Raw genomic sequence first — 15172 nt, 5'->3', positions numbered from 1 at the left:
CGCCGCGATCATTGCTCAGTCGAAGCACGCCGCGATCACACTGACCCTGGCGGCTTTGTCCACGGCGCGAACAGGCCGTAGTGTCGCACTTTCCTCACCAGTATCCGTCCCTGCCATGAAACTCGTGGAGTCTCTTTTCGTAATCGCGGTTGAGCGGAACGGAGTCGTCGTACTCGGGGCTATTCTTGATTGCGTCGCGACTGAGTCTGGTAGAAACAGTCGAGCCAACCCAGTCGATCAGGTCGATCCACCGCGTTGCCACCAGCACCTCCTTGCCACCGGGCCACCAGTTTCGAGTATCGACGGTCAGATAACGAATGGCCCACGCAACATCGTCGAAGATGAAACCGGAGACATGGCCTATGCTGCCATCGGCCACCTCGATGTGATAGCCCTCTACGGCATTTGTGCTGTGCAGATGGACATCCACCGGCGCCTGATGTGCGTCCGGGTCGGGGCGCGGGAGTGCCTCCGATGCTGGGTCTGGCGGCACGTCCTTTATTCGAATGCGGGGGAGGAGCCCATCCCCCACAGGTTTAAACCACCCCAGTACGTCGGATAGCCGTAGTAAAGGAGGTACTCGGTTTCGTGCTGACGCGACACCGGCTTATGCGTATCGATGTTCGGACTATCCCGCACCTGTTGCCGCGTAAGATACACGTGGACGGTGCCTGATTCCCGGTCCATGTGTTTGACCGAATACGGTGAGATCAGTACCTGCCGCTCACGCATCCAGTTTCCCGTGTCGACCACGAGATAGCGCACGCCCCAGGCTTCGTCGTCGAAATAAACATCATCGACACTTCCGATATCGCCGTCACGTGCCGCGACGGTGCATCCATGAAGACTCTTTATGCTTCGCAACATGTTCGATACTCCTTCTCTGCTTCCGGCGGTCAATGCGCCCGCTCGCTTCCAATGTTGCGGGTGCAGGGATCTTGCCCGGTGCTTGTCATTCGTCTCAGTGCTGCGCTCCTGAGTGATAGACGCCCTTGATGACCCGAAATCGCCGTTGAAAGAGACCGATGTTCGCAACGAGCTGTTTTCATGGGCGGCTTCGGGTCAGTGGAGATGTCCCCCGAACAGCCCGAGCAGCCCGATGACGATCAGGTAGATCGCAACGATGTAATTCAACAGGCGCGGCACAACGAGAATCAGAATGCCGGCGATCAGCGACACCAGCGGGCCCGCGTTCGTGAGAATGTGCATGCCTCCTCCGTAGGATTGAAAACGATAAATAGGTACAACCCTGCGCCTCCTGCGTCGCTCGTTACAGCGAATTGAGCCTGGTGACCTTCGTACCCTCGAGCGTGACCCCGGCCATCAACCCGCTGTTCGTGAGCACGAACGCTTCGACGGGCGCGGTCGCGGTGGTGGTGTCAACATTGCCGTTCGCGCCGACTTTCAGGACCGCCACTGACGCATCGCCGCCCACCGACCAGCCTTCGCTATTCCGGAACCGGTCGAGTGCGTCTTCAGTCATGAACAGGAAAATGATGGCTTTCGATTGTGCGCCGATCTGCAGCCCGATTGAACCGGTCGTGGTGCTGTAGTAGCCGACCGTGCTGCCGCCGACGCGCAGCGAGCCGTCGCCATACTGGCCGCCAACCCCGAAGCCGGCCGAGATGACCGACGGGAACACCAGTACACCACGAGCCTTGCCGACGAGTTCACGCGAGCCATTGGCAATCGCGTGCAAGGGTCGAGTCGACGCCCGCGTCGATGGTGTGACGCTTGTCGGTCTGGTGGCCACTGGCGTCGGATGTTCCGGTCGTCGTGCAGCCCGAGACCGCGAGGCCAATTGCCAGGATCGATCCCGGCGTACCCCATATGAATGTTCGTCGTAGCATGATTCTCCCCAGGTTGTTCCTGGATGTCCCTGACACTACGCGCAGGCGGCAGCGGATGCGGTACGACAGCGTACAAAACCGCGAAATAGGTCTCGATGAATAAATGTTGTTTGACGCGCAACACGCGCATCGCTTTCCGGTCCTTTTCGGGCATCGGGGCACGTTGTTGCTTTTGCCAGCAGACAATTTTCGACCAATGGCGCAGACCAGATTCCGCTTCTGAAGACACGTCGGCCGACTTTGGTATCGCGTCGCGTGTGTTTCTCCGGGCAACCGCTCCGGATGTGCGCCTGCTTCAAGACCTGCAGGATCGCCTGGCATCACACTGCGCGGCGCGCGAGCATTCTTCTGATCTGGCCGATTGCATAGGCAGGATTCAGATTTTTCGGGCAGATGTCTGTGCAGTTCAGAATGATGCGGCAACGAAAGAGTCAGTACGGATCTTCGAGCTCGTCCAGTCGCGCTTCCGTGGCCATATCGCGCGAATCGACGTCGACATCGAGCAGCCGCACCGGCGTCGCACCACTGCGGCTCGGGTCGTAACCGCCGGGTGCAAACGCTGCTCGACAATGTCGCGCAGAGCGCGCCGGTCGGGTCAGAAGCGGCCGTCGCGGCACTAAAGTCGGCCATCACGGCCACCAGTATGCTGTACGAAACGGTCCAGCGGGCCACCCGGCAAGCGGTCCAAGTCGCCGGAAGCAACTTCAACGTGGCGACCGCCGCTGCAACGAAAGCGACCCAACGTGCCGTCGAGCAGGCGTCGCGGGCCGCGAAGAAATAACGAGGAACATGGCCGGCCGTTTTCGTCGTCGCGACACGACGGAGCCAACGGGTCGCTCACGGCACCCCGCCTGCAGGCGACTGGCGGTGGGGGCCCTCACCGGACCTCTTTGACCATTGCCCCCGTGGAGGAGATTGGATCATGTCAAAGCAGCTGGTCGTGGTGACGGGCGGAATGGGTGGACTCGGCGAAGCCATCAGCGTCAAGAGTCCATGACGCGGGTTACACGGTGGTGGTCACCCCCAACCGAACAATGCCGGCGTCGAGCGCTGGCTCGCACGGATGGCCGCGGATGATCGTCCATTGCACGCCTATGCAGTCGACGTCGCCGCCTATGACTTCTGTCAGCGCTGCGCGCAGAAAGTCATGAACGTCGGCCCGGTCGACATCCTGCTCAACAACGCGGGCAGTACATGAGACGCAAGCTTCAGGAAGCTGCACAGGGTCAACTGGGGTGCGGTGATCCGGACCAACGATCAAAGCCGGCCAATTGTTGCTTGCCGGCGAGACAATCGAGCGCGTTGCCGATCAAGTCGGCATTACCACGCAGACATGCCGCTATCAGCAGCGATTGCGCAAAGCGCCCAGGCACGTATCTGTGCCGATGGCAACGGACGCGCTGGACGAGTTGATGCGAGCGGACGGAGCCGGAATGGGATCCCGCATGTCATTGGGCTGCAGGTAATAGACGACCGGCTTCCGGTGCGGGGACCACCCCGGAAGCGGGCATACTCACGCCCGGCGCATGCATCCGGAAGAAAAGTTCCTCCTGCCACGGTGCCGCATGAGTTTCGAGCCGCGAGTTTTACGTGGGTTGGACGCCGTCGCTGGTCCGCGTTTCGCTTACAATAAGATTCATGCCGAGTGCCCGTGCTGGCCCCGATGGGCTCACGGTACCCATGCGTATCCGGCTCGCCACCGCTGCCGGCACCAGGAACCTGTCGAAGGGGACAACATGATGCGATTCATCGCTCTGTTTCTGATCGTCGCCACCGCGCTCCTCGCGGGCTGCAACACCGTTGCGGGCGCGGGCGAGGACATATCGAAAGGCGGCCAGGCCATCCATAACTCGGCCGAGCAAGCCAAATAGACGACGCTGGCGCCACTCGCCAGCCGTTCGACACCGCGCTGCACCGGCGAGCGCCCCGGCACGCATGAGTCGGGCGTGATGGAGTCGCCAGTTCCACGGCCGACATTGACGACGTTGTTACCCTTTCGACAAGTTCGTGGACTTGATCCGACGTCGCTTTGCCGATGTCGCCCGCAGGGTTTTCAGCAATTGCGAAACCTCGCTGCGGCTGGCAGCGACAGACGTGTGCTGAACCAAAGCCGCAACTGACGTGACCAAACGGACATTCGTGCTACGAGATCACGAGCGCACTGTGTGCCAAGTGGCAACACTCACGCGTAGGGGGAAAACCAGGTCGCCTGCGGCGAATGACCAGTACCTTGGCGCTATCTCACGGTGCGCATGCGGCGCTTGCCTTGAGTCAGCCACTCGGGATCGAAGTCCAATTTCATCCCTCGCCGCGATGAGCCCAGTTCGTCGGACGATATCGGCAGACGGCTGCGGTTGAAGGCCAGCGCGCGCGTGGCATTGACACATGCTCAGCACATTCGCCTTTTTGAAAACGCAGCCGTCCCACAGACCTCAAGAATGACCGGCATCATGGCGCTGCTGAAACGGATCGGACACTGTTGTCTGCTCGATTCTCCAAACGCCTCTCTGCCGGGAGGCCATCATGGGATTCGCACATGCCAGAAAGCTGCAGGCGTTGGTTCAAACTGCCGGGCAGGCGGGCGGCTATGTTCGGGTGATTACGCTCCCTGAACCTTACCTCCAGCGAACTCAGGAGATCGATTGTTTCTGGGGAGAATTCCACGACAGCCGCCGCCGCAAAAGATGCGGGCGACGTGCGTCTGATGGCAGAAGAAAAACAGGCCAACCTATTGATTTGCCCGTCTTGCGCCGTGCCGGAACCGGAGGTCTTCATGCAACGAACGGTCGAATATCGCGGATTCGAAATTCACGTTGATCTGCTGTCCACGTCGAAGGACATGTTCGACGTCTGGTTCCGTATCGAAGGACCCATCAAGCCTTCCGGCGTAGCAGCGCTTGGCGAGCGCATCAAGATCCGGGGCGGACCGTTTTCCCGTCGCTGGGCCTACCTTGTTGCGGAGATCGCCGGCCAGGCCGCTATCGATGTAATCCTTGGCCCCGCTGAGTAGACGCAAACTGCGGATCGTGTTGTACCTCGCAGTGAGGGCCTTGCACGCGCCGCGTGTGCTGCCCTCGTCGCGCACCACGACTCCCCGAAAACCACGACAGAGGCGATCATGGCCGGCATCCAGGATGGCGTAATCAGGCCGTTCTGTTCGGCTTGACGACCACTCGATCGCCTGCGCGGTTCTGCGTTGCGCGCTGCTTGCTGTGCCCGGGTGCGCGACGCAGCCGCAGCCCATCCCGCCAGCTGTCCACATCGAGACCGTCGAGGTGAAAACACAGGTTCCTGTGCCGTGCATCGACAGGAAAAGGCAATCGCGACAACTATCAGCAGCGGTCGATTTCGTTCGAAGAATCTCATGCTACGATTCCTCAAAACAATTCGTCGGAGACATATATGCAGCCTTGCAATGCCTGCCGCGAACTGGTTGGAAAGCCATCGAGTGTGTCGCCACACGGCGACCTCGCCGCTTCAGGTATCAGTGCGTTCGGTCCGCTGGGCAACATGACTAAGGTCAGCAGCAATTGGAACTGCACAGTCTGCGGCAACTGGATGTACCAGAACACGGCGGATGGACATCCGCCGAACGAATGGGCTATTGGCGAGCGACCGGCAGACTGGCCGGCAAAATGACGGTCATGCACTTTGCGTGGTTTTGTCGCATCAAGGCGGCAGGATAGAATTCGGGGCTGACAAAATATGCTTTGGCAGGCCGATCAAGAAGACGCAAACGCCGCGAAAGAGCCTTGCACCAGGCATTGCCCGGGTGCTGAAGCGCCTGCACTATCCGCTCGAGGTGATGTTGCTATGCGTACGGTGGTACGTCGCCTACTCGCTCAGCTTACGTAATCTGGAGGAGATGATGGGGTATGAACAAGGTAGAGCGTTTATCCTCTGCAGAGCATAAGCGCTCTACCTTGTTCATACCCCAGCCACGGTCGGATTCAACGTCTTCATCGAGCTTTCTGTCGTTCATCTTGTTCCGCACATCATAGCGGACTGCGTTATTGCGACAGAGCCCCATAGGAAGCCTGCGACGCCAACGTTTTGCATCGCAGAATAAAAAGAAGGGGGCTCGACATAGCCCTTGATAATCACATCGCCCCTTTATCGAGGGTTGGCCGGGTGGAGGACGCGAAAACTCCAACGCAGATAGCGCTCGAACGCTTCCAGCGAGATGGCTTGATCAGCCTGGCATCGAACCGCGCGGCGTGATGCGCCGTGTGGAATCCGGAGCTTCCGGTGATCGCAATGATCCGGCTGCCGTAAAGTACCATGTGTTGTCGCAATGCGGCGCACGCGTCGGTGCCATCCATGTCCCGCAGCGACATGTCGAGAAACACGCGTTCCGGCATTTCGCGCTCCGCGATCTGAAGCGCATCGCCCCCGTGTACGCGAAGAAGGGCTGATGACCAGCGCTGGTGACGATGTCGGCCAGCGTGTCGGCGGTGTCCTCGTGGTCGTCGACGAGCGGGACTTTCATGTTTTGGCGATCCGGATATAGATCAGGAGTGCTATACATTTCAGAAAACTCGAACCAGCGCGCTCCGGCAGGGGCGTGCGGGTTCAGCAGGCAAAGCCTACGCCGCAACCACGCAGTTGTGGCCTTCATGTTTCGCGCGATAGGGCCGTTCGTCGGCGAATTTGCACAAACCGATGAGGCTATACACTGCGGCTGCTCGCTTCCCACCCGTATCGAAACCCAGGAGCATATGTTCCGTCGCCCGATTGCGCACGCCCTCACACCTCGCCATCCATTCTTTGGCGTTTCTCTCCAGCTTCGGCCTGACAACACTTCGCGATCGACCCTCCAGCCTTGCAACGGCTTTGCGGGCCTCATTGGTCGCTCTCTGGGCGTCAGCGCTGCGCTTGGCGCGTCTCCCAGCCCGTCGACGGCCTGCGTCCACTACCGTACAAACAGATTTGACGGGTTGCGATATGATGTTCTCGAGGGCTCGCTTTAAGCCTTCGGAACGAGCCGCTAAGGTCGCCGCCAGCTTCCGCCGACCGATCACAAAATCCAGGGAGGAGAGATGCTCAGGTTGGCGCTGTGGGCCATATTGGCCGTGCCGGTTTTTCTGGTTGGCCAGCTTGTCGTATTAGCCCTGCTTCTCATCATCGTAACTCTGAACTGCCTCGATAGACTCACGGCACCGCACGCTAAGCGGATCTCTGGCGCCGCTTCGAAGGAGTGACGTCGCGAGAGACTGGTGCGCCAACTTGTGCCACGGGCAATATGCCGCGGTCGTCTATTGCGGTGGAGGGATTGAGGTGGCGCTTAAGTCTGGCCGATGAACGCGCCCACAATCGTACAGGCAGATTTGTCGCCCTCGCAGTATGGTTGTTTTCAGGCCGACAGCGGCTCTCGAGCCGTGCGTTCAGGCCGCATCAACCCCTTAATGAGCGACCTTTTTTGTACAGCAAGGCAGTACGAAAATGAACCTTTTCGGTCGCGCTTGCTGGCTAGGACCGGCTCTGCCTCTCGGCGATGCGCGTCACTAAAGCGACGACCAATCAGTGACGAGCCTTCGTCCCCAGGTTGGGACCGGCTGGAGAACGTGGATGCCAGCGCCAAACGGGCCTGCGCGCTGTCGTGAATGATCGGCACCGCGCCACGAATGCCAGAGACAGGCGCTCCATGTCCGAAATCAATACCACCCCGTACGGCCCGGTCGATGCTGCTGCTCTGCGAGCGGTGGAATCGACGTTCGAAACCACGCAACTGTTTGCGGCTGTCGATTCGCTTGACGTATTGCGCGCCCCTCGTTGCCCTCCAGTTTGATGGGGAACATTACCCGCGCCGTTTCGTATGTGTGAAACCGCACGCCTGCCTTCAACTTTCTCTGCGCGCCGAGCCTGGATAGCTCATATGCTGACCAGATGGCCCGACCACTGATATTTTCAATCCGCTCAGCCTGACGAGAACGTCCATGAAAAAGATATTTGCTCCCCGGATTTCCGCGGTCGCGCTACTTGCCGCCGCTGGCATCGCCCTGATCCCAGCCCTCACACAAGCCGAGGATGGCGCCCGCATTGCCGGGCAGATTTGCTCTGGCTGCCACGGCGTACACGGGCGCAGCGAATCGCCGATGTTTCCGAAGCTCAACGCCCAGACACCTGAATACATCGAAGCCCAGCTCAAGGGATTCCACGAACACGCGCGTGGCGAAACCGCTGCCCGCGATTACATGTGGGGCATGGCCGCACTGCTGGACGAGGCAGCCGTCAAATCGCTGGCCGATTACTACTCGCATCAGGCCGCAACCCGGGGCGCGGCGGGTGACCCCACCTTGATGGCCAAGGGGCAGGAAATCTTCGAACACGGCGTGCCGGACAAGGGCGTGCCGGCTTGCGCTTCATGCCACGGCGCGCAGGCCCAGGGGGCCGGTACGTTTCCGCGCCTCGCAGGGCAGCATCAGGAGTATCTGCTGCATCAGATCGAGGTTTTCCAGAACGGTACCCGCGGCAACGCGCCCGTGATGACCGCCGTCGCGCATACGTTGAGCGCCGACCAGGCCAAGGCGGTTGCGGCCTATCTGCAATCCAGATAAGCAGTTGCCAATTTATGCGGTCGACGGGCGCTGACCCCATGCGCCACCCTGTCCGCACAGCCGTTGATCTCCATCAAGGCTGTGGCGTTAGTGCGCTTTGATGTCGAGCGGAGGATGACTAGCATTAAGGTATCGGTGCAGCTTCCTGCTCATGCCACGGGCGTGAAGCTGCAAATCGATTCGCCAATGCTTTTCGTGTACTGCTGCGGAGTTTGATATGCAGTCTCTGGGACCACGTAATGCCATAACCGTCATCCTTCATGAACACGAGCAGATGTCGACCGTTATGGGGGCATGCGGCGCTTTGTGGGTCTGCTGGCAGCAGGTACGCCCGCTCCGGGCCTCATGGTGTTACGGGCGATGCTTTATTACATCCGCGAGTACCCTCAGCAGGTGCACCATACTAAAGAGGATCGTTACCTGTTCACGCCGCTGCGGGATCGGACAGATGAGTTTGACTATGTCCTTGCGGAACTGGAGTCACAGCACGCTCGAGGTGACATGAAGTTGAGAAATATCGAGCACGCGCTGACCCGGTATGAACTGAAGGGTGCCCCTGCACTTCGGGAGCTACGAGCCGTGGTGGATGAATATGCAGAGTTCTATGCAGACCACCGGTGAATGGAAGAGACGTTGATTTTGCCGGCCGCCAGACGTCTTCTGACAAAGGAAGACTGGGCGGAGGTCGACGCCGCCTTTGGAGCAAATCGCGATCCATTCGTCGGGGTAAAACTTGAAGACGATCTCGGCAAATTATTCTCGATGATCGTCAATACGATCCCGGAGACGGAAAGTTAGCAGTTCGGTTGCGCTTTTCGACGGGCGGCCGGTCACGTGATGCAAATGCGGATCAGCGGGATCCGTGGCCGCGTAATTGAACAAAGAGTTCTTTTGAGCACCAAACGCCGACGCGGGAGGGGATACGCAAGATGCTCGTCACTTTCACCTGGAACTGCGGCACGCAAGCGTGCCGACTTATGTTGCCAGTTACCTCTTTCCGATCCTGTTGCTGGCGTATGAGGTGCATAGGGTGGGCAGGTGGGTCTTCGACTACGGGATGAACTTCGCGAACTTCAGGTTCATGGGCTACGAGTTTCTGCTGATGCTTGTGTTCGTTGCGCTCCAGGTCGTCTTTGAAGGCATTTTCCTGATTGGGGCGTGGATGAGCCGGGATCACGATTTCGAACATCGGGTCGCGAATCTCCTCGCAGGCCTCGGCTGTTCGCTAGTCGTCATCGGTTTCGACCTGGCTTTGCAGTACGCGCTGTAGCGCGAGTTCTGCGGGGTCGGCCAGGTCCGCTTTCAGCAACGCCGACTGTCTCGTTATGGTCGACCAGAGGCTGTCGTGCCTGCCCGAATTGAATAGCCGTGTGGGTGTCTGGCTCCCGCATCACACATCAGTTGATCAGAACTTGTACTCCGGATTCTTTGGATCGAATACCGAGTCGTCGAAATGTTTCGGCGTCACCTCCGTGAACGAAAACTTCTCCAAGAGTTCCTTATCGTTGTCCCACGCTTCGCTCGTGCGAAAAAAAGGTTGCCGCAAGTCGAGGCCGAGCCGCTCCTTCTTTGCATAGAAGTCGGGCCGACCGGTAGGTGTTTCCCACGTGAACGCCACTACGCGCGCACCATGATCGTTCAGCACCTCGATCTCCGAGGGCTTCTCGACGCCGGCCGCGCGATACTTCTTCAGTTCAGCCAGAAACAGATCCGTGAAATAGTCTATACCCAGTTCACGCACGGTATGGTTCGACTGCGCCTTGACGCGAGCGCCATCGATTGGTACCCACAACGACACGAGGTTGAGGATCCCACCCGGATGCGCGTAAAGCTGATCCGGGTCCTTCTTCTCGTCATAAATCATTTCCTGCCCGGCATTCCTGCCGTCAGCCAGCCACTTGACATAGACTTGCCGCGGCTCCTGACGATAGCGGACCAGCATGTGAGCCGGCTTCTTCTGCCACTTGCCTTTCACGCGTTGTTGGCTGAACGTCTGGAACTCGCATTCCCGGTAGCGCGTGATGCCCGTCTGCACGTAGCGAGGCACAGTGTCGGGCGCGAGCGCTTGAAAGAGTTCGATCAGTTGCGCGTCGTCCAATCTTTCGAGCTCACCGCTTTGCGCGGCGCGGCTTAGCCAGGCGACCTGGCGCTCGACAGGCAGACTAGCCACCTGTGCGATCGCGACGGGTGACTGATCTGCCGGCGCTGGATGGCTCGCCGGTGTCGGCGTGTCCTCAGCATGCCCCGGCGCGACAATCATTGCAGCCGATATGAGCGCTAGAAATGCGAGCCTCGCGAACCCTGCGGCGCGGGACTTGATTGACGTCTTGGCGACACCCAGCATGTGGCACCCCGGTTTCGTCGATTTTTCGTTAAGACAGCGAGGCAAGCACGATCTGCAGCCTTCTGACATGAGCCTTGAACGCGTCGCGCGTTTCGCGATCGGCTGTCGATCAAGTGCGACGTCTCGGCGATTTCGACGTGCTCAGGGAAGTCATCGGCGACCTTGCTCCTTATGTCCGGTGGCGACGATCGAACGATAGCGACCAGTAAAGCCTCCTCAGCGTGAATCATCCCAGTATGGAACGGTTATCGAAGCGAAGGTCCGGTGGATCACAGGTGCGATCTTTGGGTCGGCCAACCACATGATCTTTTGCGCATCCGCCAGCGCCCTGCGCACAAGCGTCACGCGGCTAGCAACGAAGTCAACGCGAACTCCATCAATGGCGTTGATGGACATCGCTGGTCCCTGCGTGAGTCTCGAGGAATCCTGGCACGATCAATTCATGGGTTGACTCGCTTAGGGCACGGTTTCAGCCGCGCGTCGCGCGGCCGGATCAATTGTGCATCTCCCGCACGTACGCTCGCCCCTTCTCTGTGATCAGACACCCACCGTGTGGGGCCGCCGAAATCAGGTCGAGCTTTTCCAGTTCGGTCTGGATATCCCATCCAACCATGAGAGGTTGGTCGTTCGCCGCGCGTTGGCTGAGTTCCAGAAGCGTTTCTTGCGCTTCGGTGCTGAGCTCTTGTGCCATGGTCGTCTCCTTCCAAGTCTTCAAGGAATTCTAGTATGAAGCAACGTCCGATCCTTTCACCGACGCAATGGCGCGCACTCGCAGCGGTAAGTCTTCACAGTCGCCCCTGAAACGCTCGGCTAACCACTGGTCCCGCGTCGGTCTTGCGACGTTGCGGCGCAACCCTGTTTCCTCGCACCACCAAAGCTGCCCACGTCCCGCTGTTCATTTAACCTCGACCGAAACAAAACTGCGCGCGTGGTTGCGCTGGATCAGCACGGCTACCTGTTTCCCTGCCTTGGCTTCCAGCGCAGTCACGTCCGCCTGCGTTTCGACCAGCGTGTCGTTGAGCGACAGGACGATATCGCCAGGCTGGATGCCGGCTTTTGCCGCCGGCCCATCAACTCCGTCCACCATCAGACCGACGGCCAGGTCGCTCGCGCGCCGCTCGTCCTCATTCAGCGGATGCATGCTCAAGCCCAGGCGATCCCCTGAGCCGCTTTCGCTTGGTCGGGCTTTGGGGCTGGAGCTTTCCGCGGACGCGCCGACCATGACCGTGATTGTCATCGGCCTTCGATTGCGGATCAGCTTGAGTGTGGTTTTTGTCCCAGGAGGCAAAGCAGCAGCAGCCTCGCCGAGTTCGGCCGAGCGATCAATCGTCTTGTCGCCGATCCGGATGACCACGTCACCTGGCTTGAGTCCGCTCGAGGCGGCCGGTGTGCCGGGCGCGACGGAATTGACCAGCGCACCTGCCGGTCGCGGCAGGCCAAAGGCCACCGCCAGGCCGGGGCCGACGTCCTGTACCTCCACGCCAAGGCCGCCCGGAGATGTCGCATGCAGGGCTAGCACCTGCGATCGCACCTTGGCCGCCAGGTTGATCGGGATGGCGAAGGTCAGGCTGGGGTGGCTGTCTGAGTCCGCATAAATCTGCACGTCGATGCCGATCACCTCGCCTGCACGGTTGAACAGTGGGCCACCCGAATTGTCCGGGTTGGCGGAGACATCGGTTTGAAAAAACGGAAAACTGCTCCCGTCCGGGAGCGTGCGAGAGGTGGCGCTGACAATGCCGGCGGTAACGGTATTCTCGAAGCGGTCGGGCGATCCGATCGTCAGCACCTGTTCGCCGACGCGCACTCGCGACGAGTCGCCAAGTTTGACCGTCGGAAGCTTCGTGGCATCGATCTGAATCACCGCGACGTCGCTCTGGGCGTCGACAGCCAGCACCTTTGCCTTGAACTCGCGCCGGTCGGTCAGCCTGACCATAACTTCGTCGGCCTGATCCACCACATGAGCCGTAGTCAGAATGAGGCCATCGGAGCTAACGATGAATCCGGAGCCCGCACCCGATATCGCGCCTGGCGGGTTGCCTTGAGACTCCTGCGGTTGCTGCGGCGCGCGCTTGAAGAACGCAAAAAAGGGATCGCCAGGATCGAGCGCCACGAAGGCTGGCGCCGACGTTTGCTGCTCCGGGGCCGTCGTGCTGATATTTACGACGGCGGCCCCGTATCGCTCTACGATAGTGGGAAAGTCGACCGGCGCGGCAGCGTTGGCCGGCGAAACCCGCTTCTCCTTCGCAGGCAGCGGAGCCGCGCCCGCGGCAGTCGCCGTTGATTTCAGGCACGGATAACCAACGAGAAATACAGCTATCACGGCAGCGCGGAACAAGGTGCGGGCAAAAGTCTGGTGGAACACAGCGCACCTCCAAGGCGGTCGTTATGCCGGGGCCGGGCGCGTGAGGCGCCGGTGGCTAACAGGCACTGTGGATAAATTATTTCGCGCGTAGCAACCGACGACTGTGACACAGCGCACCGATGAAATCGAAAACGAAAACGAAAACGAAAAAATCTGCAACGGCCAACGCATTGACAGCGGCCATGCGACCCACCATGCGATCCACGTTCCGGATTTACGGACGCGGATGGTGAGGAATCGAGTCAATAGACCTGTTCAGGCGGGTCGATGTCGACGTTAATCGCGGCGTAGAGCCCCCGCTTTGGCGCGGCCTCCACGCCCGAGGGCTGGATCAGGGATGCGCTGTTTGGTCAGGCGGCACGCCCTGACGACGAGATGAGGTAATGACTGCATGAGCGCACGAGCCGCGGTGACCGCGACGCCCTACCCTATGGTGAAGTTGAGGCCGTCGCCGCTTGGAGGCGCTTTCGCTGGGCTCGTCGAATCGGCTTCCGGTGCGGTTGCGGTCACTGCGGTCACGAAGTGTTCGCCTGTGTCGCACTGTTGCTGGTCACCCCCTCCGGAGTACCTTCCACAATGCCGTTCTGCCCCGATCGAATCGACGTGCCAGCGGTGCCGGCCACCATTTTGTCAATGTCTTCGAGCGCACCGATTACGGCGCGATGTCCTGTGCGTCTTGCAAACTCGCACGCCGCCTCGACCTTCGGCCCCATCGAGCCGGAGGCGAAGCCCAACGCACCCAGTGCGTCAGGGCTCGCGTTGCGGATTGGCCGGGCTGAAGCCTTGCCCCAGTCGAGGTAGACGCCGCCCACATCCGTCGCCACGACAAACAGGTCAGCCTCGATGTCGCAGGCGAGCAGCGAGGCACTACGATCCTTGTCGACCACCGCCTCCACGCCGCGATGGCGCCCGTCCGGTTCCGCGACGACTGGAATACCGCCGCCGCCCGCGCAAATAACGACGGCCCCGTGCGCAAGCAACCAGCGCACAGCCTGGACTTCGAGCATGCGGATGGGCTTCGCACTGGCAACCACACGGCGGTATGACGTGCCATCGTCCAGCCCTTGTCGCGCGTGGCGATGGCGGCATCGGCCTGGGTGAATATTGCGCCAATCGGCTTGTCAGGGTGGGCGAAGGCCGGATCGGCGAGGCTCACTTCGACCATCGTCAGCATCGTAGCGCAAGCGCGCCCACCGGGAAGCAGGTTGCGTAGCTCCAGCTCGATCAGGTAACCGATCATCCCTTCCGTTTCCGCATCCAGCACGTCGAGAGGAAAGCGCTCGGATTCGGACGCGGTCATCCCTTGCGACGCCAGCAGACCGACTTGAGGTCCATTGCCATGGACAATCACAAGACTGTTTCCAGCCGCTGCCTTCGCCAGTTGAACAGCGGCACGGCGGACGTTGTCGCGCTGTGCACCGACGCTCGCGCGCTCGCCGCGCCTCAGCAATGCATTTCCGCCTAGAGCCACAACAATAAGCATAGCGATCCCCTTTTAGCCGGCAAGCGTCGCAACTAGAATCGCTTTGATTGTGTGCAACCGGTTTTCTGCCTGTTCGAACACGATTGATGCGTCGGACTCGAAGACATCGTCGGTCACCTCAACACCATTCGCGAGGTTGTATTGATCGCGATCTTCTTGCCCAGTTCGGTCTGCGTGTCATGGAACGCGGGCAAACAATGCATGAACTTCACGCGCGGATTCCCGCTTGCCATGAGTAGCGCCGGATTCACCTGATAAGGCAGTAGTTCGTCGATGCGTTCGCCCCATTTCTCGAACGGTTCGCTCATCGACACCCAGACGTCGGTCTATATGAAGTCGACGCCCTTCACCGCTTCGCGCGGCTCTTCGGTCAGCGTCAGGCGCGCGCCTGTCGAGGCCGCGATCGCGCGGCACTGGGCGTTGAGATCATCGCGTGCGGCCAGAGATTTATCGGTCAAAAGGCGCCTCAGGTCACGTAGCGCCTCGCAGTCTGCAATTGGCCATACTGAATATCTGATGTGACGGCAGATAACTGGGTCAAACATCCACCGCGGCATCTCCGATACGCGCGCTGTT

13 protein-coding genes and 7 pseudogenes are annotated in these 15172 nt (G+C 60.1%); 9 read left to right on the top strand and 11 right to left on the bottom strand.

Annotated features, from left to right (window positions below; all coding sequences use genetic code 11):
- Positions 1-94: 94 nt before the first annotated feature.
- From P3T16_RS31425 to sdhB, 4 genes and pseudogenes are all read right to left on the bottom strand, one after another.
- Positions 95-867, bottom strand: a pseudogene (locus P3T16_RS31425) (PRC-barrel domain-containing protein).
- Between the two features lie 195 nt (positions 868-1062).
- The gene (locus tag P3T16_RS31420) at positions 1063-1209 is read right to left on the bottom strand and encodes a DUF3096 domain-containing protein (protein ID WP_115102851.1); all 147 of its coding nucleotides are present in this window, start codon (positions 1207-1209) and stop codon (positions 1063-1065) included.
- A 61-nt stretch (positions 1210-1270) separates the two neighbouring features.
- Positions 1271-1850: pseudogene (locus P3T16_RS31415) on the bottom strand (BPSL1445 family SYLF domain-containing lipoprotein).
- Positions 1851-2170: 320 nt separating this feature from the next.
- Positions 2171-2341 (bottom strand): annotated as a pseudogene (gene sdhB, locus P3T16_RS31410) (succinate dehydrogenase iron-sulfur subunit); the annotation flags it as partial.
- Between the two features lie 59 nt (positions 2342-2400).
- Here sdhB and P3T16_RS31405 point away from each other — a divergent pair.
- The 5 genes and pseudogenes from P3T16_RS31405 to P3T16_RS31385 form a co-directional block, all read left to right on the top strand.
- Positions 2401-2631 (top strand): hypothetical protein, encoded by a 231-nt coding sequence (locus P3T16_RS31405; RefSeq protein WP_429259003.1) that lies wholly within the window; start codon positions 2401-2403, stop codon positions 2629-2631.
- 141 nt (positions 2632-2772) lie between these two features.
- Positions 2773-3045: pseudogene (locus P3T16_RS31400) on the top strand (SDR family NAD(P)-dependent oxidoreductase); the annotation flags it as partial.
- 541 nt (positions 3046-3586) lie between these two features.
- A complete protein-coding gene (locus P3T16_RS31395; RefSeq protein WP_429259004.1) occupies positions 3587-3721 on the top strand; it encodes an entericidin A/B family lipoprotein in 135 nt (44 codons plus the stop codon).
- 902 nt (positions 3722-4623) lie between these two features.
- Entirely contained in the window at positions 4624-4860 is a 237-nt protein-coding gene (locus tag P3T16_RS31390; protein WP_429259005.1) for a hypothetical protein, read from the top strand.
- A gap of 711 nt (positions 4861-5571) precedes the next feature.
- Positions 5572-5721 (top strand): annotated as a pseudogene (locus tag P3T16_RS31385) (IS6 family transposase); the annotation flags it as partial.
- Positions 5722-5950: 229 nt separating this feature from the next.
- On the opposite strand, the gene P3T16_RS31380 reads toward P3T16_RS31385, so the two are convergent.
- Positions 5951-6358 carry a response regulator gene (locus P3T16_RS31380; RefSeq protein ID WP_429345202.1) on the bottom strand — a complete coding sequence of 136 codons (408 nt, stop codon included), beginning with the start codon at positions 6356-6358 and terminating at the stop codon, positions 5951-5953.
- A 1428-nt stretch (positions 6359-7786) separates the two neighbouring features.
- On the opposite strand from P3T16_RS31380, the gene P3T16_RS31375 reads away from it, so the two are divergent.
- The 4 genes from P3T16_RS31375 (at position 7787) to P3T16_RS31360 (ending at position 9677) form a co-directional block, all read left to right on the top strand.
- On the top strand, positions 7787-8407 hold the full coding sequence (locus tag P3T16_RS31375) for a c-type cytochrome (RefSeq protein WP_429345193.1): 621 nt from the start codon (positions 7787-7789) through the stop codon (positions 8405-8407).
- A 294-nt stretch (positions 8408-8701) separates the two neighbouring features.
- Positions 8702-9028: a hemerythrin domain-containing protein gene (locus P3T16_RS31370; protein ID WP_429259008.1), complete on the top strand. Its 327-nt coding sequence runs from the start codon at positions 8702-8704 to the stop codon at positions 9026-9028.
- Positions 9029-9205, top strand: coding sequence for a hypothetical protein (locus tag P3T16_RS31365; protein ID WP_429259009.1), 177 nt, complete (start codon positions 9029-9031; stop codon positions 9203-9205).
- Positions 9206-9374: 169 nt separating this feature from the next.
- Complete coding sequence (locus P3T16_RS31360; protein ID WP_429259010.1) at positions 9375-9677, top strand: hypothetical protein; 303 nt, start codon at positions 9375-9377, stop codon at positions 9675-9677.
- A 135-nt stretch (positions 9678-9812) separates the two neighbouring features.
- Here the strand turns inward: P3T16_RS31360 and P3T16_RS31355 are convergent, their stop codons facing one another.
- The 6 genes and pseudogenes from P3T16_RS31355 to P3T16_RS31330 form a co-directional block, all read right to left on the bottom strand.
- Positions 9813-10751: a DUF1571 domain-containing protein gene (locus tag P3T16_RS31355; protein ID WP_429259011.1), complete on the bottom strand. Its 939-nt coding sequence runs from the start codon at positions 10749-10751 to the stop codon at positions 9813-9815.
- 216 nt (positions 10752-10967) lie between these two features.
- Positions 10968-11147 carry a hypothetical protein gene (locus P3T16_RS31350; RefSeq protein WP_429259012.1) on the bottom strand — a complete coding sequence of 60 codons (180 nt, stop codon included), beginning with the start codon at positions 11145-11147 and terminating at the stop codon, positions 10968-10970.
- A gap of 97 nt (positions 11148-11244) precedes the next feature.
- Positions 11245-11442 carry a hypothetical protein gene (locus P3T16_RS31345; protein ID WP_429259013.1) on the bottom strand — a complete coding sequence of 66 codons (198 nt, stop codon included), beginning with the start codon at positions 11440-11442 and terminating at the stop codon, positions 11245-11247.
- A 204-nt stretch (positions 11443-11646) separates the two neighbouring features.
- Entirely contained in the window at positions 11647-13113 is a 1467-nt protein-coding gene (locus tag P3T16_RS31340) for a trypsin-like peptidase domain-containing protein (protein ID WP_429345192.1), read from the bottom strand.
- A gap of 515 nt (positions 13114-13628) precedes the next feature.
- Positions 13629-14596 (bottom strand): annotated as a pseudogene (locus P3T16_RS31335) (carbamate kinase).
- Between the two features lie 12 nt (positions 14597-14608).
- Positions 14609-15060 (bottom strand): annotated as a pseudogene (locus P3T16_RS31330) (ornithine carbamoyltransferase); the annotation flags it as partial.
- Between the last annotated feature and the right edge of the window lie 112 nt (positions 15061-15172).

The sequence above is a fragment of the Paraburkholderia sp. GAS42 genome (genome assembly GCF_050436565.1).
Taxonomy (GTDB): domain Bacteria; phylum Pseudomonadota; class Gammaproteobacteria; order Burkholderiales; family Burkholderiaceae; genus Paraburkholderia.
The sequence above is the reverse complement of the archived record's forward strand: the minus strand, read 5'-3'. Positions and strand labels throughout refer to the sequence as shown.

Excerpts from the sequence above, each read along its gene's own strand:
- P3T16_RS31420 (WP_115102851.1), bottom strand. The coding sequence starts at position 1,209 with ATGCACATTCTCACGAACGCGGGCCCGCTGGTGTCGCTGATCGCCGGC.
- P3T16_RS31395 (WP_429259004.1), top strand. The coding sequence starts at position 3,587 with ATGATGCGATTCATCGCTCTGTTTCTGATCGTCGCCACCGCGCTCCTC.
- P3T16_RS31390 (WP_429259005.1), top strand. The coding sequence starts at position 4,624 with ATGCAACGAACGGTCGAATATCGCGGATTCGAAATTCACGTTGATCTG.
- P3T16_RS31375 (WP_429345193.1), top strand. The coding sequence starts at position 7,787 with ATGAAAAAGATATTTGCTCCCCGGATTTCCGCGGTCGCGCTACTTGCC.
- P3T16_RS31370 (WP_429259008.1), top strand. The coding sequence starts at position 8,702 with ATGCGGCGCTTTGTGGGTCTGCTGGCAGCAGGTACGCCCGCTCCGGGC.
- P3T16_RS31365 (WP_429259009.1), top strand. The coding sequence starts at position 9,029 with ATGGAAGAGACGTTGATTTTGCCGGCCGCCAGACGTCTTCTGACAAAG.
- P3T16_RS31355 (WP_429259011.1), bottom strand. The coding sequence starts at position 10,751 with ATGCTGGGTGTCGCCAAGACGTCAATCAAGTCCCGCGCCGCAGGGTTC.
- P3T16_RS31350 (WP_429259012.1), bottom strand. The coding sequence starts at position 11,147 with ATGTCCATCAACGCCATTGATGGAGTTCGCGTTGACTTCGTTGCTAGC.
- P3T16_RS31345 (WP_429259013.1), bottom strand. The coding sequence starts at position 11,442 with ATGGCACAAGAGCTCAGCACCGAAGCGCAAGAAACGCTTCTGGAACTC.